General features: G+C 36.6%; 13 protein-coding genes and 1 other annotated feature. Of the genes, 8 read left to right on the forward strand and 5 right to left on the reverse strand.

The window, feature by feature from the left end; genetic code table 11:
• Positions 1-147: 147 nt before the first annotated feature.
• Entirely contained in the window at positions 148-4,965 is a 4,818-nt protein-coding gene (locus tag HBB17_RS14060) for a bacterial Ig-like domain-containing protein (protein WP_167958146.1), read from the forward strand.
• A 91-nt stretch (positions 4,966-5,056) separates the two neighbouring features.
• Here the strand turns inward: HBB17_RS14060 and HBB17_RS14065 are convergent, their stop codons facing one another.
• The 3 genes from HBB17_RS14065 to HBB17_RS14075 form a co-directional block, all read right to left on the reverse strand.
• Positions 5,057-6,868, reverse strand: coding sequence for a heparinase II/III domain-containing protein (locus HBB17_RS14065; protein WP_167958147.1), 1,812 nt, complete (start codon positions 6,866-6,868; stop codon positions 5,057-5,059).
• A 16-nt stretch (positions 6,869-6,884) separates the two neighbouring features.
• On the reverse strand, positions 6,885-8,498 hold the full coding sequence (locus HBB17_RS14070; protein ID WP_167958148.1) for a response regulator transcription factor: 1,614 nt from the start codon (positions 8,496-8,498) through the stop codon (positions 6,885-6,887).
• 114 nt (positions 8,499-8,612) lie between these two features.
• Positions 8,613-10,391, reverse strand: coding sequence for a sensor histidine kinase (locus tag HBB17_RS14075; protein ID WP_167958149.1), 1,779 nt, complete (start codon positions 10,389-10,391; stop codon positions 8,613-8,615).
• A 307-nt stretch (positions 10,392-10,698) separates the two neighbouring features.
• Here HBB17_RS14075 and HBB17_RS14080 point away from each other — a divergent pair, with 307 nt between their 5' ends.
• The 6 genes from HBB17_RS14080 (at position 10,699) to rhaM (ending at position 18,309) form a co-directional block, all read left to right on the forward strand.
• On the forward strand, positions 10,699-12,057 hold the full coding sequence (locus HBB17_RS14080) for an extracellular solute-binding protein (RefSeq protein ID WP_167958150.1): 1,359 nt from the start codon (positions 10,699-10,701) through the stop codon (positions 12,055-12,057).
• Positions 12,058-12,429: 372 nt separating this feature from the next.
• The gene (locus HBB17_RS14085) at positions 12,430-13,539 is read left to right on the forward strand and encodes a carbohydrate ABC transporter permease (RefSeq protein ID WP_330588233.1); all 1,110 of its coding nucleotides are present in this window, start codon (positions 12,430-12,432) and stop codon (positions 13,537-13,539) included.
• Between the two features lie 27 nt (positions 13,540-13,566).
• The gene (locus tag HBB17_RS14090) at positions 13,567-14,403 is read left to right on the forward strand and encodes a carbohydrate ABC transporter permease (protein WP_167958151.1); all 837 of its coding nucleotides are present in this window, start codon (positions 13,567-13,569) and stop codon (positions 14,401-14,403) included.
• 122 nt (positions 14,404-14,525) lie between these two features.
• Positions 14,526-15,695, forward strand: a complete 1,170-nt coding sequence (locus tag HBB17_RS14095; protein ID WP_167958152.1) for a glycoside hydrolase family 88 protein — start codon at positions 14,526-14,528, stop codon at positions 15,693-15,695.
• 31 nt (positions 15,696-15,726) lie between these two features.
• On the forward strand, positions 15,727-17,913 hold the full coding sequence (locus tag HBB17_RS14100; protein WP_167958153.1) for a methyl-accepting chemotaxis protein: 2,187 nt from the start codon (positions 15,727-15,729) through the stop codon (positions 17,911-17,913).
• A gap of 75 nt (positions 17,914-17,988) precedes the next feature.
• Complete coding sequence (gene rhaM / locus HBB17_RS14105; RefSeq protein WP_167958154.1) at positions 17,989-18,309, forward strand: L-rhamnose mutarotase; 321 nt, start codon at positions 17,989-17,991, stop codon at positions 18,307-18,309.
• A gap of 116 nt (positions 18,310-18,425) precedes the next feature.
• Here rhaM and HBB17_RS14110 read toward each other — a convergent pair whose 3' ends face one another.
• Positions 18,426-19,817: a DUF5808 domain-containing protein gene (locus HBB17_RS14110; protein ID WP_167958155.1), complete on the reverse strand. Its 1,392-nt coding sequence runs from the start codon at positions 19,815-19,817 to the stop codon at positions 18,426-18,428.
• A 3-nt stretch (positions 19,818-19,820) separates the two neighbouring features.
• Positions 19,821-20,192, reverse strand: a complete 372-nt coding sequence (locus HBB17_RS14115) for a GntR family transcriptional regulator (protein ID WP_167958156.1) — start codon at positions 20,190-20,192, stop codon at positions 19,821-19,823.
• A gap of 185 nt (positions 20,193-20,377) precedes the next feature.
• Positions 20,378-20,574, forward strand: a binding site (T-box leader).
• A gap of 208 nt (positions 20,575-20,782) precedes the next feature.
• Here HBB17_RS14115 and serS point away from each other — a divergent pair.
• Positions 20,783-22,060 (forward strand): serine--tRNA ligase, encoded by a 1,278-nt coding sequence (gene serS, locus HBB17_RS14120; RefSeq protein WP_167958157.1) that lies wholly within the window; start codon positions 20,783-20,785, stop codon positions 22,058-22,060.
• The last annotated feature ends 343 nt before the right edge of the window (positions 22,061-22,403 follow it).

Below are 22,403 nucleotides of genomic sequence, written 5' to 3' on the forward strand. Positions count from 1 at the left end.
CGTATTTTGTTTGTTGTGGTGACTACATTATACTTCAAAAAGGGAGGTCATTGCTCTTTTTATTGCAAACTCCCATAAAATCGAGGTTTATACAATAAAAAAGGTAGTAAAATTTGACACTACCTGATTATGTATGGAGGAAAATGTATGAAAAAACAAAGAAAACGAATCATAGCAATTCTTATGGCAATCATTATGACGGTCCCTAGTACATTTATGAAAGTTTCAGCGGCAGAAGAAGGAGAATTAACAATGCCGGATGTGAATACCCTTCTTGCCAACGATTGTGTTCTTTACTTGGTGAATTGTGGATCTCTTGATCCAACAGTTATACCAACGGGTTACAAACTAGGCCTATTTCAGTCCAGTTTAGTTGACCAAGAGTATGCATTGGATAGTGGTACGAATGCTTCTTGGGGATATTATCAAAGTGCCCCTAATATTTTGTATTCAAGACGAAGCAGTACAACGAATACGGATATAAAATCTGGATATATGTATAATGCAAAAGGAACGAACGCATCTACGTATACTTATGCAAAGAATGTGTCTGGGATATATTATAATTTCCAACTTCCAGAAGAGGAACATGAATATGAAGTAACAATTGGTGTGAATGTTCCAAGTAGCTGGTCTAGTCGAAAGATGGACTATGTACTAGAAGATACCACGGTGGCATCTCAAGTAACTTTGACAAAAGGAACCAATGTGGAAAAATCCTATACCGTTACCGTCTCTGATGGAGAATTAAATGTGAAATTACATAATCCGAATCGAACCAGTACAGATAATGATGCAAGTGTGAGTTATATTATTGTTAAAGCAAAAGTAGGGAAACTAGATTATCTGAAACAGTTAATTCAAGAAGTAACGTTAACAACAAAACAAAGAGAACAGTACTCGCAGGTATCCCTAGAAAAATACGATGAAGCATTACAATACGCCACACAAGTAGCCTATGCAGAGGATGCACAAAGCTTCTCCGATGAAAAACTGCAATCGTATTATGATAAATTAGAGTATCGATATGAGCATCTAATGGCGAAAAATACAGCGGTTACATATCAATCATTTGCTGGCACAACAGCATATGATAATTATACAGATTTCGCTGAATATTCGGGAACCAGTGTGTCAGAATGGTATGATACCAATGGCAATAAGATCGAAGCCCATGCAGGTGATATTAAAGAGTTTACGATCGATGGTGTGACCAAATACTATATGTACGGGGAAGACCGTACAGATGAGAAACGAGGAAAAGACGTTGGGGTTCGCGTCTATTCATCAACAGACCTATATAATTGGACAGATGAAGGTTTAGCTTTCCGCAATATGACAGATGTTTATGATTTTGAAGAAACCTATTTTAATGAGTTATATGCAGATGTAACAGAAGGTACAGGAACAACCTTAGATGAAGCAGGGGCACGTTATGGTGTTGCTAGAGAGTCTATGACAGATGAGGAATATCGGGAAAAAATTAAGGACGCCATTGCTTTCCAGTTGTGGGATGACAAGCCACTAGAACGTCCTAAGGTTTTATATAATGAGAGCACAGGGAAATACGTTATGTGGTATCATTCCGATGGTCCTACCGATGCCTCTCCTTCCAGCAATTATGCAGCAGCGTGTGCGGCAGTGGCAGTAAGTGATTCCCCATTTGGTCCTTTTAAATATCTAGGGAGATCACGTTTGAACTATGTATCAGGTGCGTATTCTGGAGAACAGGGTATGGCTAGAGATATGACCTTATTCAAAGATGATGATGGAACCGCTTATATCATCTATGCCAGTGAAGGCAATGCCACATTGATGATCTCAAAGTTAAGTGATGATTATCTTAGCTTATCTGCTGATCCAGATGAAGCAGTAGAAGGTGTAGACTTCGTTCGAGACTCTTGTTTTGTAAAGAAGAACCGAGAAGCTCCAGCAATGTTTAAATACAATGGAAAGTACTACATGTTGACCTCTTCCACAAATGGTTGGGCAACGACGCAGACTCGTTATGCAGTAGCAGACTCCGTGTTTGGGCCTTGGACGGATAAGGGAGATGCATGTAAGACAATTAGTGGAACAACCAGTTATGCAGCAGATAAGACATTTGGTGGACAAAGTGCAGCAGTATTTCCAGTTGATGCGGAAAAAGGACAGTTTATCTTCCTAACGGACCGTTGGAATCGTTCGAATCCAACAACAGGAACCGATGTATATCTAAACCCTTCCTATGTATGGTTCCCAATCGAGATGAGTCCAGATTCTGATACGGTATTAATCCGGCCATATAACAATTGGAAACTGGAAGACTTTGAGAACATGGGAACCATTACTGCACAAGAGCAGTTCTATTATGCAGGTGAGATGGCAGATGAGATTCCAGTGACCATCACCAATGCGGGAGGAACGATAGAGAAAACGAGCGGTGTAACATGGACAACATCCTTTGACAGTACAAAACCAGGTTCCTATAGTTTGTCTGGTAATCTAGACATTGCAGTTGGAACACATAAAAGACCAGTTACGATGAATGCAGTTTTGGGTGTATCAAAAGCAATCTATGTTGTAGACGTAGGAGCTACAAGTGAAACCATAGGTACCGATTACACAAAAATGGTTGAAGGCAGTACAGTAGAAGTAAGAAATAGTTCAGTACCAGACCAAATCTATGATGAAACCAGTGGTACTTCCTGGGGATATGTTGATGATGGCAATGCTACAACAAGAAGTGCCTCAGGAAACCTCTATGATACCTTACGATATGCCAATGATTCTTCTAGTTCCATTACGTACAAATTCGATGGATTAGAAGCAGGAGAATATAATGTTTATGTTGGATATATGGATCCATGGTCAAGTTATGTAAGCAACAGAGCAGTTGATGTAACGATCAATGGTTTAACGGTTGCTTCTGCGAAGAAGATAACAGGAAGTCGAACTACGGATCAGTATGGAGTAACAATGGACGAGAAAGGTACCTTAACCTTAACCTTGTCAAGAGCTGCTTCTGCTGATAGTGATGTATTACTTAACTGGATCGTAGTGGAACAGGTAAGTGTCGTACCACCAACACTTGAATCAATTACGCTTACACCTCCAACAAAAACGGCATATACTTCACAGGAAGATCTGGATTTGACCGGTATGGTTGTAACAGCAAATTATAGTGATGATTCTTCAATGGTTATACCAAATGACGAAGTTATAGTTAGTGGATATGATCGAGAGGTAGAAGGAAATCAAACGATAACCGTGACATATGGAGACATGGAAGCAGAGTTTATTGTGCATGTTACCAGGGTAACCATATCCTCTATCGAAGTGAAAACAGCACCAACGAAGGTGACATATGCATCAGGTGATGCAGTAGCTGATTTGAATGGTATGGTATTAACCGTTCATTATTCCAATGGTTCGTCAACAGATGTAGCAGATATGAGCGAAGTTCAGGCTTCTGCTATTAATCCGGAACAATTAGGAACGCAAGTAATCATCGTTACCTATCAGGGAGTTTCAACAACGTTTGAGATTCAAGTTGTTTCTGGTGGTGATGATGGTGGTAATGAGGATGGCCCAACAGTGCTGACAGGAATTGAGATTCTTCAAAAACCACATAAACTAGTGTATACGTTAGGGCAGAATCTTGAACTAAATGGTTTGCGTGTTCAGGCAAATTACAGTGATGGAAGTAATCAAGTGATTGATGATCTTGCGCTATTGACAGTTAGTGAATTCATTGCAGATCATTATGGTCAACAGATTATCACCATAACGTATGAAGGAATGCAAGATACGTTCGGAGTACTTGTTATGCAGACTTCTGGTGGAATTATTAATCCGCCAACGGATAATAAGAACGAAGAACCAGAGGAAGTTCCTTATGAAATTATTACGGTGAAAGAACCAATAACAGAGAATTCCAATGCAGTTCAGACACAAGTAACAACGACTGTTAATGAAAATGAAGTAAATATTCAAGTAGTAGTTCCTTACAGTGAGCTTCTTAACTTGATGCAGAACAAGGGAAGTGAAACTCGAGTAGACTTTTCAATACCAGTAGCGGCAACAGATACATTAGCAGAACAGCTGGTAAAAGAGGACGTTACCAAAGCTACAGCAGTAATCACGGTAGATCAAGAGGTACTAAAGGAACAAAGCAAAGCACATCTTACGGATATTGTAATGGAGAAAGAGCTGTTATCGCTTCTTCGTAGTACTTGCAAAACAATGACGGTAGATATACAGGATCAGACAGGAGCAAGCTGGTATACATGGGTTATTGATGGACAAAAGTTACTAGATACCAATACAAAGATGGAAGATTGGAATCTGTCAGTTAATCTTGTTTCAAAAGAAAAAGACCGTGTGATTGAACGTCTACTTCAAGAAGATCAGAACGTACAGGCAGGATATGTTCTAGCGGTACAAGAGAATAAAGTGCCAAGTGGAGCAGTCCTTAAAGTTCAGGTTGGAAAACTACTAGGCTATGAAGAAGGAAAAACACTTTATCTGTATCATTACAATACAAAACTAGATATATTGGATAGCATAGCGAAGGTGAAATACATCGTAGATGAAGAGGGATACATTACAGTGAATCTTCCATATGGTGAACGTTATGTGCTATTAGAAAAAGTAGCGGATCAATCCATTAAAAGAACGCTGAAACAACAGATTACTATGCCGGAAACGGTTACCCTATCTGTTGGTAACACGAAAAAGGAAGCAGTATCCGTACCACAATCCGTTGTAGTCGTTCCAAATTTCAGTGATACGCAAAAGAGAAGATATTCACAAGAGGTTCTCTTAGCAAAAGTAACTTATGAATCAAGCAATAAGAAAGTTGCAACAGTAGATAAAGATGGAAAGATTAAGGGAAAGAATAGTGGTAAAACAGTGATCAAAACGACCATTCAATTAGCAAATGGAAGCAAGAAAGTAATGGAAACAACGGTAGAAGTGAAGTAAAAGATATGAATAACCAGAATAGGTGAAAAATATAGAATAACAAAAATCCAGATTAGATGATTACTAATCTGGATTTTTCTTTTGCACCATTTTATTGCTTAATTTCCATCGTAATAGTAGTTGTTTTTGGGGTGATCAGCGTACGATAAACTTCATGATCCCATGCGGTTTGTAAGCGGGCATCGGTGATGGGAATCTCTTCGATCGTAACAGAGACTTCTTCCTCCATTGAGATTTCGCCAAGGCTTCCAATGAAAAGGCTATGATTATGAAAAACAGGTTTTTCATACGTCATCAAACTAAGAACAACATCTCCTTCCTTCCATGGATTGCAGGTAAAAGAATCCTGAATACGTATGGAAGTATCTTTCTGGAAGGTTACAGTACGTTCATAGGACGTAACATGTGCTTCTTCTGGGTAAGCAGAGGCGATATTCATATGAATTTTACTGACTTCGTCGCCCAGAGATACAGAAACATCTGTTGCTTTATAATCTGCACCAGGCAACTGCATCTGTCCATGAATCGTTGGAAGGTTATGATAAGCTGATTGCATGGTCCAGATCTCATAACGTCTTGGAGAGAAGGTCTTTTGACAGTAGGTTTCTACTCCCACATCAATGACAAAAGGCTGTCCGTTTTTGTAGATGGTAAAACTACCCGTATCGTTATGATTGTGGCTATCGTTGTTATCACCTGCTTTAACAGCAACACAGTAGTTATTATCACGTGCAAGAAAGAGGCCAACACTAGGATAGTAGATATCCGAATGTACAACTGGTTCATCTGATTGGAAGGCATTGATTTCCTTAATGGTAAATGCGTTTTGTAAACGATAGTAGAGATTGATCTCACTTGCCAGTAGAAGATCCTTACCAAGAAGAAAGTCCTCAGCAGCAAACTGCATCATAGAGGTACTTTCAATACGTTTTCCAAAGAGATATTCACGAACACCTGCTCGTCCAGCAACAGGAGAACAATCGGCAAAGTTCGCATAATACTTGTCCTGAATATGGACATTCTGTATGTAGAGAGCCATATTGCGAATCTTTACTTCTTTGTAGACAGAAGAGAAGTATCCGTCCGTAATGGCATTCAGGATCTCGATTGTATTAAACAGACATAATCCGGAATGACGATAATACTGAGCACCCTCATCACAGCAACCATCATCTCCATATTCTTTTAAGAAGTAGTCTGTACTTTTACTTGCTTTTAAGAACACGTCTTTTTGAAAGCAAGGTTCATTTGGAAGAAGAAAAACAGACAATAGAACATTCTGTGTACACCAGATGGTCCAATTACACATTGGTTCATCACCATGTCCCATCCACCAAAAATGTTTTGATAGGTAAGGAGTATAGATACGGTGCTTAAGTTCAGCACGAATTCGTTTGGTAATGGTCGGACTTACTTGGTCTAATTTGTTCGCAAGAAGATAATGAACGGTCGCTAATAAAGCGCCTGTTTCACAGGCAAATAGATCAAGTACAGGGTCTGTAGTGTCTGGAAGTGGCAAACAAGGCGTATCTCGAATATAGGAATTATGTGCAGGTAACTGCCAGGCGGATTCTTCACATATAGAAAAGATTCCATTGATAATATCGTCCATATAGTTACCTGCTTGTGTAACACATTCAGCTAAAACAAATGTGTTTAGGGCACGTCGTTTGGCAAAGAAGAGATCCTCATAATTAGAACGATTTCCAATACGGGTAAAGTCCATAAACATGGAAGCTGGGAGGGAAGAATACGTGTATCCTTTTATGGCGTCTGCTGCTTTGCGTATTTCATTTTTCCAGGTGTCATCTAACGCATTCCATGCGCTTATATCATCTATAGTGGCGTAAGGTACAAAACGTTTGAGCGTACCTTGAAATCTACTTGCAATTTCATAAAACATAGTCGTTGTCCTTTCTTTATTGTGTTAGGTTGCAGGAGCTAAGATAATCTCTTGGGGAACAGCCCTCAACCTTTTTGAAAACTTTACTAAAATAAAAAGCATTTTCAAAGCCCAACTGGTCTGCAATTTCATAGATTTTGTAGTTTCCAGAAACCATCATTTGTTTTGCTTTGGAAATCTTACGGCTGGTTATGTATTCTGAAAAACCAACATTGGATTCTTTTTTGAAGATCAAACTGAGATAATTCGGCGTAATGCCAAACTCAGAAGCAATTTCATTCAATGTTAATTTTTCTTCAATATGATCATTGATATAATCCATGATCTTATCTACGAGTTCCTCCTTGGAGGACTTATGATGCTTTTGAAGGTACATACAGATATTGGTTGAGAAAAACTCTAACCAGGAAAGTAATTGCTCCATGGTTGTTTGTCGATAGATGGAATGGTAACCATCTGGGTAATCAGAGAAGATCTCATTAATAATCTTTTCCCCATCTGTTAAAAGAGAAACAGACAGATAGAGGATATTACATGCTGCATCAAGTGCTTGTAAATATTTTGTTGGATGCATACGGAATAGAGCGATGATCTCTGAAATGGTACCAGAGAGCGCACTGGAGTCGTATTCTTCAAAAGCTTTACGAATAGAAGCTTTGAAGATACTAAGATTGAAGATATTCGTATCTGCTTTTTCATTCCCTTTCATAATATCATCAAAGAGAACCAGTTTTTTCTCCATGGTTACAGAATTAGCAATCTGTCTGGCATTTTCATAGGAATCAGCAATCTGTAAAGGATCTTCATATGTTTTTCCAACACAGGCCAACATCCATACATTGAAATAATTATGAATCATGTTGCAGGCTGCATTAATGGCTTCTGTAATTCGCGCATTGGATTTTTCCGTATCTGTCTCATCCATTAAAAATATAATACAGAAATGTTTGGTATCTAGAGAAGTACAATAGCAAGGTATGTATTTGCTTACAATGTTTTGTACCATCTCTGTTGCACTAAAGAATAGTTCCATTGATTTTTGTATAGTAAGGGACGCTGCCTGTTCGGCAATGATATTACAGAGGCTGACAGCGTATCTCTTAGCAGTAAAATCTAAGGAGAGTGCTTGTGCTTCTGTTTGGAACTCTTCATTGGATTTAAACAGATTATGAAGCAATGAAATAAAAAACTTATCATGGAAAACTTTAATTGCCGATTCTTTCGTTCGTCCAGTTGTGGTACTTTTTTGTTCTTCTAAGATCTGTAATGCCTTTTGTAGAACTTCTTTTAAAGAATCAGCAGTTAGTTCAAGTTTAACAAGATAATCAATGATTCCATATTTAATCGCTTCTTTGATTAAGCTAAAATCTTCATAACTTGTTAATATAATAAAGAGTGGAAGCTTACCATAGAGGTCTCTGCAATTTTTAATCAGTTCAAGCCCACTCATGATAGGCATACGAATATCGGTTATGACGATTTCTGGCATATATTCCTGGATGTAATCAAAGGCTTGTTTTCCATTAACTGCAGTTCCACAGATTTCAATACCGAAATCGTTCCAGTTTAAGATCGATTTGATTCCAATTTGTACAAGAGGTTCATCATCTACTATTAATAGTTTGTACATAATAATCCTACTCCTTCCGAATGTAAGTTGATTAGCAAACTTCTAAGTTGCATGGAGCAAAACACAATGTTTATGAAAACATTCCATGATACAAAGAAATTTGAACTAAGATTATTATCTTTTGTATGGTATTACGATCGTAACCTTCGTATACTCCCCCTCTTTACTTTCGAATCTTAATCCATATTCCTCTCCGAAAGCATATTTAATACGCTGATTTACATTACTAACACCGATTTTTTTAAAAAATCCAGAACTAGAATTGTCTGCTGCAGTAAGGAGTGTGTCAATCTGATCCTTGGATAATCCAATTCCATTATCCTCCACGGTAATGGTGATGGTTTGGTTATTCTCAGAGAAAACAGAAATAACGATTTTCCCAACGGAACCTTTTGGTTCAATACCATGAAAGATTGCATTTTCCACCATCGGTTGAAGGGAGAATTTTGGAATCTGACATTGGTAGAGATCTTCATTTGCAACAGTTACATCTAGTGAAATTGTTCCACCATAACGGTAATTTTGAATGATAAAGTAGTTATTTAATAAGTCTAGTTCATTCTCTATTGTAATAATTTGATTGGTGTCTTTTGAAACGGACTTCATTAATCTTGATAATGCAGTTGTCATCTCAGCAATTCCTGTGGCATTTTGAATAGTTGCCATCCATTTGATGGAATTTAAGGTATTGTAGAGAAAATGAGGATTGATCTGACTTTGCAACATTTGATATTCCAGTTCTTGTCGTTCTTTCTCATCTTGAATCTTATCGTCAATTAAAGAGCTGATGTCACAAGATAACTTATTGATTCCAGCGCCAATTGTACCGAATTCATTATCCCATTCAATCGTAGGATCTACACGGAAATCACCTTTTGCTACTCCTGCCATTTTACGTAAGATTCGGGCAATAGGCTTATTAATATTACGGTTTAGATAGAAGAGTAAGAGGATACCAAGGAGCATAACAAAACCACCAATGAAGAAGATTAGAATTACATAGATGGATTTTTGTTTGTTAAACATACTATCGGATAATGTTTGGGATAATGACCAGCCATCTAAATTACTTTGGTATGTGACTAACGTTTCTTTCTTTCCATTATTCGTACGAACTGTTTTTATGGAAGTAGTGGCATTTCTCTGATTGGTAGAGATTACATTGTCAAGATCCGTTGTTTCTATAAATGTATTATCCTTAATTAAGTATGTAGTTTGATCAATGGTCAGATAAACTTTACTATCATGTGGAATGGAGTAGAGTTTCAATGCATCTGTGATAATATTCGAATTGACACCGATGTACACCCAGCCAATCTTATCAGAAGAACTCACATCATAGATTGGACGAATGATGGGAATGATTCGGTCATTGGTACTATCTCCGAAATCATTGGGCACTAAGCCAATCCACCGAAAACTAAATGCATCATATAATGTATCAAAATAAGAGGCATTCTGAATAAATTCTGATATATTGGTTGCTTTTGTAGTACCGCGACTGGTGGTCTGTAGGTATTTACCATGAAAATTGCTGACTACAATACGTTCTATATAATAGTAAGCATGATTATTCTGATATTCTTCTGCTAAGCGATCCCATGCATCGATTGCAAGCTTCTTATTGTAATTTTCACTTGCACTGATATATTTTGCTAAAGTATAGTTCACACTACACCACTTCGCTAATGTCTGTACATCCGTCATATTTGAGGTAAAGGAATTCATGATCAACTGCAAATTCGATGAGGTAGAGAGTTGTAAACTATCTTTTAATAAGGATTCGAATGAAATGAAGCAGATCGACGAGATGGAAATAGATAACAGCAAAGTAAATATCATAGTGATCCGTATGATTGTAACTTTTATACTTCGGGTTTGAAATATTTTCATATATATAACCTACTTTACCAATAAGATAGTTTTATGATATATGACCTTTTGTGGAATGTCAATAAAATAAGAAAGATAATTATCATTAAAACATGCAAAATACTGACAACTGTAAGATTTTATATGTTTTTGAATAAAAAGTATATGTTTTGATAAAAAAAATACATAAAAACCAGAATTGTGAGAAATATTGAAGTTTATCTTATAAAAATTACATTTAATAAAAAGTTCACAATAGTTATAATATGTTCATAGTTGAGGAACAAACAACTGTTATAACACTTTTTTACAAAATAGGAGGTATTTTATGAAAAAAGGAAAGAAAGTCATCAGTTTAGTTCTTAGTTGTGCATTAGTAGTTTCAATGTTTACTGGTTGTGGCTCTAAGAAAAACAACAACAATAACACAGCAGAGAAAACAACAACAGAAGCAACAACAGAAGCAAAAGAGGATGCTGCTGATACAGCAACAACAGAAACATCTGGAGAAAAGACAAAACTTAGATGGGCAGTATGGGACATCGCAGCAACAACTTATTATCAACCATTAATCGATGCTTATGTAGCAAAGAATCCTAATGTTGAAATCGAAATGGTTGACCTAGGATCACAAGATTACATGACTGCATTAGCAACACAATTAGCAGGAAATGATACAAACTTAGATGTTGTTTGTGTAAAAGATATCCCAGGATATACAAACTTAGTTTCTAAGAATGTATTAGAACCAGTTGATACTACAAACTTAGATTTAACACAATACGGTGGAATCACTGATCAAATCAAGATCAACGATCAAATCTATGCATTACCTTTCAGAAGTGATTTCTGGGTATTATTCTACAACAAAGACATCTTTGATGCAGCTGGTGTTGATTACCCAACAAATGATATGACATTTGAACAATATGATGAATTAGCTCGTAAAGTTACAAAAACAGACTTAGGTTCAGAAGTATATGGTGCTCATTACCATACTTGGAGATCAGCAGTTCAATTATTTGGTATCCTTGATGGAAAGAACTCTATCATCGGTGGTAACTATGATTTCTTAAAATCATACTATGAAATGGTATTAAATGAACAAAAAGATGGTGTTTGCCAAGATTACGCAACTTTAAAAACTTCAAGTTTACATTACTCAGGTGCATTTGCACAAGGCAATGTTGCTATGATGAACATGGGATCATGGTTTATCCCAACATTAATCGAAAAAATCAAATCTGGTGAATATACAGACATCAAGAACTGGGGTATTGTTAAATATCCTCATGCAGAAGGTGTTGAACCAGGATCTACTTTAGCAACAATCACTTCTTTAGCTGTAACAAGTGCTTCTAAGAATAAAGAAGTAGCAACAGATTTCATGAACTTTGTATGTGGCGCTGAAGGTGCTGATGTTATCGCTGCAACTGGTACATTCCCAGCAATCAAAACAGATAGTGTAGTATCTGCAATTGCAAGTATGGAAGGCTTCCCAACAGATGCTGAAAGCGCAGAGGCATTAAAGACAGCTAATACATATCTTGAAATGCCTGTAAGTGATAAGAGTGCAGAAATCGAAACAATTTTAAATGATGGACATGATTACATCATGACTGAAACAATGACAATCGATGAAGGTATTGCTTACATGAACGAAGAAGTAGGTAAGATTCTTAAATAGTATGCTTCCCAAGTAAGGTATATCGATAAGAATATCAAATCCTTAAGCATAAAAAACAACTACAATAAAACCCCTAATACAGATGCTCTTACTAATTCCCCAATTAATAATTGCAGAATGTGATTGGCAGGTCAGGTGGAGAAACTCCACCTGACCATATAAAAACAAAATGAAATGACAAAATGCTGATACATAAAATGTTAGTTCGGGTGTCAAAAGCCAAATAATCACGCCACGAAACAATTAGAAATCGATTATAGCAGGTACAACCATACCATGACTTTTGATACCCGAACTAATATTATGCCCATTTTTGGCAGAATATTAGAAATACGAGAAGGAGGAGGTAGGCCAATACTGGCTTATGATAATATGAATAATAAAGAATTATCTGTTACAGATGCAAAAGAAAAGCAAGAAAAATTAAATGCCCTGGATGCGAAGATGAAACAACTCCAGCAACGATTAATGACAGAATTCAATGTTTGGGGGTTAGATAGTAAGAAAGATAAAGACAAGATCAAAGAGAAAGATAAGCTCTTAAAGGAAATGAAGAAAACCCAGAAGGCGATAGAGAAGATTAAAACTGGGAAATTACTTAGTCGTGATGGTAAGAGAAATCTTGTAGCGTATTCCTTTATTGCACCAAACTTTATTGGATTCGCTGTATTCACATTAGTTCCCGTTGTATGTGCTTTCTTATTAGCATTTATGTCATGGGATGGTAACAACCCAATTCAATTTGTTGGACTCGATAACTTCAAACATCTAGCAGACGATACAAGATTCATTGCAGCATTGAAGAATACCGTCGTTTATAGTGTGGCTACGGTACCATTTACATTAATAGCAGCATTAGGATTAGCAATCTTGTTAAATAAGAAGATCAAAGGTAGAGCAATCTTCCGTGCAATAGGTTTCTTCCCTTATGTAGCCTCACTGATCGCAGTAGCAGCTGTTTGGAATAACATTTTCAGTCCAGGTGCTGGTATTGTGAATGTATTACTTACAAACTTAGGTGTAGCAAAACAGAACTTGCCAGGATGGGCAGCAGATAGTCAGTGGGCAATGTTCACAGTTGTTTCCTTTAGTGTATGGAAATCAATGGGTTACTACATGGTAATCTACCTAGCTGGTTTACAAGGTATCTCAGCAGAGTTATACGAAGCAGCCAGCCTAGATGGAGCAAATGCATGGCAGAAATTTAAAAATGTAACATGGCCACAGTTAAAACCTACCACTTTCTTTGTTATTATCATGTTAACAATCAATTGTTTCAAAGTATATGATCAAGTTTATATGTTAACGCAAGGTGGACCAGGTACCTCTACATTAGTTCTTGTATACCACATATATCAGACAGCATTTGTTACCTCAACAGATTATGGTTATGCAAGTGCAATTTCCATGGTACTGTTTGCATTGGTATTATTCGTAACTATAATTCAATTCCGAGGAGAAAAGAATTATGCAAATGACTAAAGATATTGAGATACAGGAGGTGGCATAATGGTTAAAACAAGCCAAAAAAGTAGAATAAATAAAGTAATTTTATATGTTGTACTGATTGCAATTACAGTACTGATGTTGATTCCATTCATATGGATGCTCTCAGCTTCCCTTAAATATGATAAAGACGTATTCACAGTTCCAATCAAATGGATTCCAGAAAATCCAAAATGGGATAATTACAAAGTAATCTGGACAAAGATTCCATTGTTACGATTTGTACTTAATACATCAAAGATCACATTAATCGTAACCGCATTACAATTACTAACAAGTAGTTTTGCAGCATATGCATTTGCAAAATTAGAGTTCAAGAGTAAAAATGCACTGTTCCTTGGTTACATTGCAACAATCGCTGTGCCTTGGCAAGTATACATGGTACCACAATTTATCATGATGCGTTCCTTTGGCTTAAATGATACTCATTTAGCGATTATCTGTTTACAAGCGTTCTCTGCATTTGGTGTATTCATGATGAGACAGTTTTATCAAGGAATTCCAGACTCTTTGTGTGAAGCGGCAAGAATTGATGGTATGAGTGAGTACAAGATTTACAGAAAGATCATGTTACCATTATCAAAACCAGCATTATCAACATTGACGATCTTTACATTCGTTGCAACATGGAACGATTTCCTTGGACCAAGTATTTATCTTACAACACAGAATAAGAAGACATTACAGATTGGTTTACGTATGTTCATTGGTCAATATTCATCAGAATATGGTTTGATCATGGCAGCATCAGTAATCTCTCTGATTCCAGTATTAATCGTATTCTTATGTTTGCAGAAATACTTCGTAGAAGGTGTTGCAGCAACAGGTATCAAAGGTTAGAGATACATAGACTACTAATAGAGGTGTATGGGGGTGTTATCATCCCTACACCTCCTATTTTGCACTTATAGGAAATGTACTCAATAAGGAAAATAAATTGACAAGACGTAAGGAGAATGTTTATGGAAAAACTATTTACAGAAATGCCAGTAATAACAGAGAACGAGATGCAAAACGCATTGGATTTCTCATCAAAGCAAGTGATCAATAACTTGCCGGATTTTACGTATAAGTTCCAAAAAGCTTATAGTGAGAATGGATTTTATCAGCCAATTGAAAACGATGACTGGACAACTGGGTTTTGGACAGGTGAGATATGGTTAGCATATGAATTTTGCAAAGACGATCGTTTAAAGAAAGCGGCATTGATCCAAGTAGATAGTTTCCTGAATCGGATCGATCAAAAGATTGCAGTCGATCATCATGATATGGGATTTCTCTATTCGCCTTCTTGTGTAGCTGCATATAAGCTTGTGGGAAGTGAGAAAGCAAGAGAAGCAGCAATAAAAGCAGCAGATCAATTGATTACACGTTTCCATCCAGTAGGTGAATTCATTCAAGCCTGGGGTGCAATGGATGAGCCAGAGAATTATCGTTTGATCATTGACTGTTTATTAAATTTGCCATTACTCTATTGGGCAACAGAAGAAACAAAAGATGAAAAGTACAGAGAAATCGCAGAGAAACATATTCATACAGCAATTAAGAATGTAATTCGTGAAGATTATTCTACATGGCATACGTTTTATTTTAACATGCAAACAGGAGAACCTGACCATGGTGCAACTTGTCAAGGATATCGTGATGGATCCGCATGGGCAAGGGGACAAGCGTGGGGAATCTACGGCTCGGCTTTGGCATATCGTTATACGAAAAGAGAAGAATACGTGGATATCTTCAAACATGTAACTAGATATTATCTGGAACATTTACCAAAGGATATGGTACCATACTGGGATCTTGAATTTGGTGAAGGTTCATCACAACCAAGAGATTCTTCAAGTGCTTCCATTGCAGCCTGTGGTATGTTAGAGATGGCAAAATATCTTGATGAAACAGATGCGGCCTACTATACGAAGCTAGCAAAACAGATGATAAAATCATTATATGATAATTATGCAGTAAAAGATCCAGATACATCCAATGGATTAGTACTACATAGTACGTATTCAAACCATTCACCATACAATACATGTAACCATTATGGTGTTGATGAATGCAATTCTTGGGGCGATTATTTCTATATGGAAGCTTTAACAAGAATGTTAAAAGATTGGAAGCAATACTGGTAAGATTGGTAGTATTGTAATAAAGGAGGTTCCTATGAAACGTTCTGGGAGAATACAAAGTGAAAGAAATAATCACACAGCAGCTGGCAAACAAAAGAAAAAATTACTGACATTCACAAAAGATAAGAGTAGGGAAAAAGAAAAATTTACGAAAGAGGAACATAAGGAAGAAAATAAAGCGGAAATAAAAAGAAAAGGATTTGGCGTGCGTGTAAAGATGACGGCTGTTTTCTTACTCTTGATCATTATGATGATCTGGATGGGCATACTGAATTATTCTCGTGCAAAGAATGCTTTGTTTAAGACTTATGTAGATAACAAAGAGCAAACATTTACCGCAATGGGAAATTATATGGAACTTATCTTTGAAAATGTTGGGATGCAAGCCGTTCGTATTATGACCAATGAGAGCGTTATGAAATTCTATAATCCGATGTACCAATCTGATAAAAAGGTCCGCTTAGAGACAAAAAAAGATATAGACAGTACGATCATTTCTATAGTAAATACGGACAAATACATTAACAGTATTCTATTGATCGTAAAAGATGATACCGTATTTGCAAGTAATCCCGTGCAAATATCGAATACTTTTTATGATGATTTTGCAGCATCAGAGGAAGGCAAATTAATCTTTTCAACACAAAACACCAATTGTTGGATCGGTACCCATCCGTTTGTGGACTCAACTTTGAATACGATTCCAAGTTCGTATGGTTTGAGTATGGGACGTAATTTGAATGGGTTTGTGACAGGAAAAGAGGGTGCCATTCTAATTGACATCAATCTATCGGTTATCGTTGATCTTTTGAATAATCTTGCAGATAAGAATGAGTCCATGTTATTTGTAACAGAAGATGGAAGAGAGATCTTTTCTGATGGAAGTCAAGAAAGTATTGTTGATTCTGATTTTTATAAGAATAGTATCGCTTCTGAAAAAACATCAGGTACAAAGTATGTTACGATGAAAGGGGAAACGTATCTCTATACCTATTGCAAGATCAGTGGAACAAACAATATGTTGTGTAGTTTGGTAAAACAGAGTATCATTTATCAAAGTGCGGACAGTATTAAGAGAACAACGACATTAATGATTGCATGTACAAGTATACTTGCTTTGATCATTGCTTCTCTCTATGCGTCTAATCTTGGTAAGGCAATAAAGATGGCAGTGAAAGGAATTGCAAAGGTTGCAGAAGGAGATTTAACTTATTCTATTAAAACAAAACGAAAAGATGAATTCGGTACCTTAACCAATAACCTAGACCATATGCGTCATAATATGAAGAGATTGATCACGAATACCGCTGTGATTAGTTCAGAAGTGAAGGATTCTACCATTGAAGTTGCCCAGTCTTCTGAAGTAATCAAGGATTCTATGTCTGCCATATCCAGTGCGGTGGATGAAATCGAGCAAGGTATGGTAGAACAAGCAGATGCAGCCAACGATTGTTTAAACCAGATGAATCTGCTTGCAAATCGAATCGGTGAAGTGACGGATAGCACAGAAACCATGGTAACATTGGAAAAAAATACGAAAGCTATTCTTGAAGATAATTATGATTCTTTACACAATTTATATGGTAAAGCTAAGTCAACCGCTGATATTACGGCGAAGATCGTACAGGATATGGATCAATTATCAAAGCAGTCCAATGCGATAGCCAAGATTATTGATACCATTGAAGATATTGCTACGCAATCTAACCTATTATCTCTGAATGCATCTATTGAGGCAGCAAGAGCAGGTGTTCATGGAGTAGGTTTTGCAGTAGTTGCACAGGAGATTGGAAAGTTAGCAGGTCAATCTCTTGAAGCAGCGCAAGATGTGAAGAACATAGCAGAGGGGATAACAAAACGTACAAAAGAAACGTCCAACAACGTAATGATTGCCAAAGATGCAGTTTCTGAACAAACCATTGCATTAGATCGTACAATGGAAGGGTATAAGGGAATCAGTAAACAGACACAGGAATTAATGGAACAAATTGAAAAAATCAAAGGTGAAGTGTATGCCATTGAAATTGTAAAGAACGATACGTTATCTGCAATTAGCAATATATCTGCAGTATCGCAACAAACAGCAGCAGCAACTCGTGAAGTGTGCGATAAGACAGAGTATGAGTTAGAGAGTGTTGAGAAGTTGAATCAGATCATTACCAAACTTGAACAAAAAGCAAAGAGTCTGGAAGAAGAAATTGGTGTGTTCAAGATTGAGTAGTACGATTATTTGACCTGATAAACATGAGCATGGGTCAAAAGTTATTATGTTTGATAAGGAAAGGTTGGGTGAAGGATGAATAAGATTAAGAAAGCATTTAAGATGAAGCTATATGAAGGTATGGCAAAGGAATATGAAAGAAGACATAACTTACTATGGCCAGAGATGAAAGATATGATTCATGAATACGGTGGATCCAATTATTCTATCTACCTTGATCCAGAAACGAACATCTTATACGGATATATTGAGTTAGAAGATGAAGAAAAATGGAACCAGTCAGCAAATACAGCAATTTGCAGAAAATGGTGGGATTATATGGCGGACATTATGGAAACAAATCCAGATAATAGTCCGGTGTCCATTGATTTGCAACCTGTATTTCACCTTGAGTAATGAAACAGAGTTGAAAAATTCTAAAAAGTGTTGTAAAACAAACGAAAAAATACGATAAATCATAAGGGAAACGATCATGCTTTTATAGCCAAGATCGTTTCCCTTTATGATTAATTTTACTTAGAAGAAAGATTTGTTATTAGTTGCTCATAGATTGCGTTGGTTTCTGCATCTGTTTTTCCACTCAGTACGTATTTTTTCCCATTGGTTTTGGTTAGGAATAGGAACGAGTTGTTGTTGGGATTTAGGCAAATCGTGCATGTTCCATTCCCTGCCACACTGTAAGAACCTTTGCATAAATTATGAAATCCGGTACCGTTTTCTTTCGTTATATCTGGAAGTTCATTCCATAAGGTGACCGATTCAATCGTATCGAAAGGTATATCATATGTAGTATAGAGATGACTAGATGTGACGCTGTCTTCATCAAGTTGAAGTTTAAGTGGTGAGAACTCACTTTGAATCATTGCCACACAAGAGACAGGTAGCGCCAACATGGTAAGTATAACTACAATGGAAAGAATTTTTGTGCTGGTTTTGGCAAAATTACAAGTAGTACCGAATCCAATACGCTTTTCAACGAGAAAACGCTTGTTATTCGGATTGTAATAAAATAATCCGTAGATCCAGTAGCAATCTTCGTCAACAATATAAGGGTCATTTGTTTGTGCAAATAATTGCTGTTGAGCGAGTCGTACTTTAAATTCTGCTCGTAAAACCCACCAAAGTAGGAAGAAGATATAAAGCAATGTTACTGCTAAGAATACAAACATACTTTTCTGGTGAAAATGAAAGAAAAACCAGAAGTAGAGGGTATAGAGAGCATTCGTATAAGCCACACCGATCAAGCATTTTCCCCAATTGTATCTTCGAATTCTCGTTAATGTTTGATTAATCAAGGAATCTGTACTTATAATCTCCTGTTTGGAACGATAGGAGATATGATATAAAAAGACGCAGAGGATTGTAATAAAAGCAAAGGAACAGGTACTAATGAGCGAATATCGCGAAGTATCATCGGAGAGGTTCATGATGTCAATGATGACAGGCAGGATACTGATGATAACAGGAGGGAGAAACCATAAGATATGTAATGTATTGGGTTTCTCCAAAGAAACCTTCAGATCAACAACCGTGATTCCTTCTGTATCCACATGCCATTCTCTTTCCTTTTTTAGTTTCTGTAACTTCTTGTTTCCTAATATAAAAGGAAGGAAGAAGATAAAACACAGGATGGTTATCCACATCATGAAGATGGAATAGGTTATAGAATCATAGTGCGTGAACAACGATGTAAATGGGACTAGGGCAAAGATAATGGCAATCCTTCGCATCTGTTGAATGACTTGTTTAATGATTGCAGTAACGGCGGGATTCTTTAATTCTTCACTGGGCAGGGTTATGCCAAGTACAATGTTCTTACGTGGCTGTAATTCATTCTTTATAACAAAATAAAGAATGGGTAACATAGGATAGCAGAATACAAACATAATTATTTTCATGAACATATGTTAATCCTCCTTTTGATAAAGTTCCCTACAAAGAGAGAAGAACTGGTCTTCATTGATTCCTTGTAGCTTGAATTGTGAGATTAATAAACGTAACTCATTGCATAGAGAAGCAGGTACAACACCCGCTTCTTGTGATCGTTTGGCAACTTTGGCGCCACTCCTTCGGTCTGCGGTGATGTATCCTTCTTGTTTCAGAAGTTGGTATGCTTTATTCACAGTCATCATATTGATTCCCGTTTGGTCTGCTAGTGTTCGAATGGTCGGCAATTGTTCACCAGGAACTAGTATGCCTTCCGAAATTGCAATGATGATTTGATTCCGAATCTGTTGATAGATCGGAATATTACTGGAAAAATCTAAGGACAAAAGCATATGCAAGCCTCCTTTTGCATTAATTGTATTACTTATTGTAATGCAAATAATACAAAATGTCAATGTCTATTTTGAACAAGCACTTGTATTTTTTGAAGAATACGGTTATAATATAGAAAAATAAGAACTGTGTTCTCCTAAGTATGTAGAATGAATAGGAAAAACAGGGAATGCTTGCATAGGAAACAATAGCGAAGATGAAAGCTACGATTAATGAATTTCTTCAGAGAGCCGATGGTTGGTGTGAATCGGTGAGATGCATAATCTTTCCACTTTCGGAGTTGTCAGCGAGGAGCTGAAAGGTTCGTACCCTTTATCGTACAATGAAGTGGCTGAGAAATCAGCAATTTGGGTGGCAACACGGATACCTTTCGTCCCATATCGTAAGATATGGAGCGGAAGGTTTTTTTATATACTAGGAAAGTCCTTCGACTTTCCTAGTATATAAACCCTCCGGGGAGATGCACACTCGCACATAAGGTAGATGTCAGCTGAAGCTGACTGTGCTCGGCGCGGATAACAAAGTGTACAGATACTTTGCAAGCAATTAAATTGATAACCAAATAACATTAAATTTATGGAGGAAGATCATGTTAGATTTAAGATTTGTAAGAGAAAATCCCGATGTAGTAAAACAAAATATTAAGAACAAATTCCAAGATAGTAAATTACCACTTGTTGATGAAGTAATTGCACTTGATCTTGAAAGCAGAAAAGCAAAACAAGAAGCGGATGCTCTTCGTTCTGAAAGAAATGCCATCTCAAAACAAATTGGTGGACTTATGGCACAAGGAAAGAAAGAAGAAGCAGAAGAGATGAAGAAGAAAGTAACTTCTGAATCAGAACGTCTTGCTGAATTAGAACAAAAGGAAACAGAATTACAAGAGAAGATTACGAAGATCATGATGACGATTCCTAACATTATCGATCCTTCTGTACCAATTGGAAAAGATGATTCTGAAAATGTTGAAATCCAACGTTACGGTGAACCAGTAGTACCTGATTTTGAAGTACCTTACCATGCAGAAATCATGGAGCATTTTAATGGTCTTGATTTAGACAGTGCTCGTAAAGTCGCTGGAAATGGTTTTTATTACTTAATGGGGGATATCGCACGTCTTCATTCTGCTGTAATTTCTTATGCAAGAGATTTCATGATCGATCGTGGTTTCACCTATTGTGTACCTCCATTTATGATTCGTAGTGATGTTGTTACAGGTGTTATGAGTTTTGCAGAGATGGATGCCATGATGTACAAGATCGAAGGAGAAGACCTTTATCTAATCGGAACAAGTGAACATTCCATGATTGGTAAATTCATCGATACGATTAATAAAGAGGAAAATCTTCCTTATACCTTAACAAGTTATTCTCCATGTTTCCGTAAAGAAAAAGGTGCACATGGTATTGAAGAACGTGGTGTTTACCGTATTCATCAATTCGAAAAACAAGAGATGATCGTTGTATGTAATCCAGAAGATAGCATGATGTGGTTTGATAAGTTATGGCAAAACACAGTTGATCTATTCCGTTCTCTTGATATTCCAGTTCGTACATTGGAATGTTGTTCAGGAGACTTAGCAGACTTAAAAGTGAAGTCTATCGACGTAGAAGCTTGGTCACCAAGACAAAAGAAATACTTTGAAGTTGGTAGCTGTTCAAACTTAGGAGATGCGCAAGCACGTCGTTTAAAGATTCGTGTTGTTGGTGAAAAGGGTAAATATTTTGCTCATACTCTTAACAACACGGTAGTTGCTCCTCCTAGAATGTTAATTGCATTCTTAGAGAATAACTTAAATGCAGATGGATCGGTTAATATTCCAAAAGCATTACAACCTTATATGGGTGGTAAGACAGTTATTAAATAATCGGATTAAAAAAAGGAAAGTGTTGCAATCAAGCTTCACTTTCCTTTTTTATATTGTTAGGCTATTTAGTTTTATTGCTTAATCATATTGCGTATAAGATTTATAGTACGAGAACTAGAAGATAATATGTATTAGAAATTAAAATTTGAAAAAAGCACTCTTCTTCATGTGATAAAGACATAATTTTATTTGGAAGTTAGATAGCAAAATTGGTAATAGGTAAATTGTAAAATTAAACGCAACACATTTCATACCAACTAAGTAGAAATAAGTTAATATAAATTAGAATAAGATAAGTTGCATTTCGGTTTACAAAAGATTGGTATATATGCTATATACTGAT

Origin of the sequence: Anaerosporobacter faecicola, assembly GCF_012070565.1 — a bacterium.
In the GTDB taxonomy this organism is placed as follows: domain Bacteria; phylum Bacillota; class Clostridia; order Lachnospirales; family Lachnospiraceae; genus Anaerosporobacter; species Anaerosporobacter faecicola.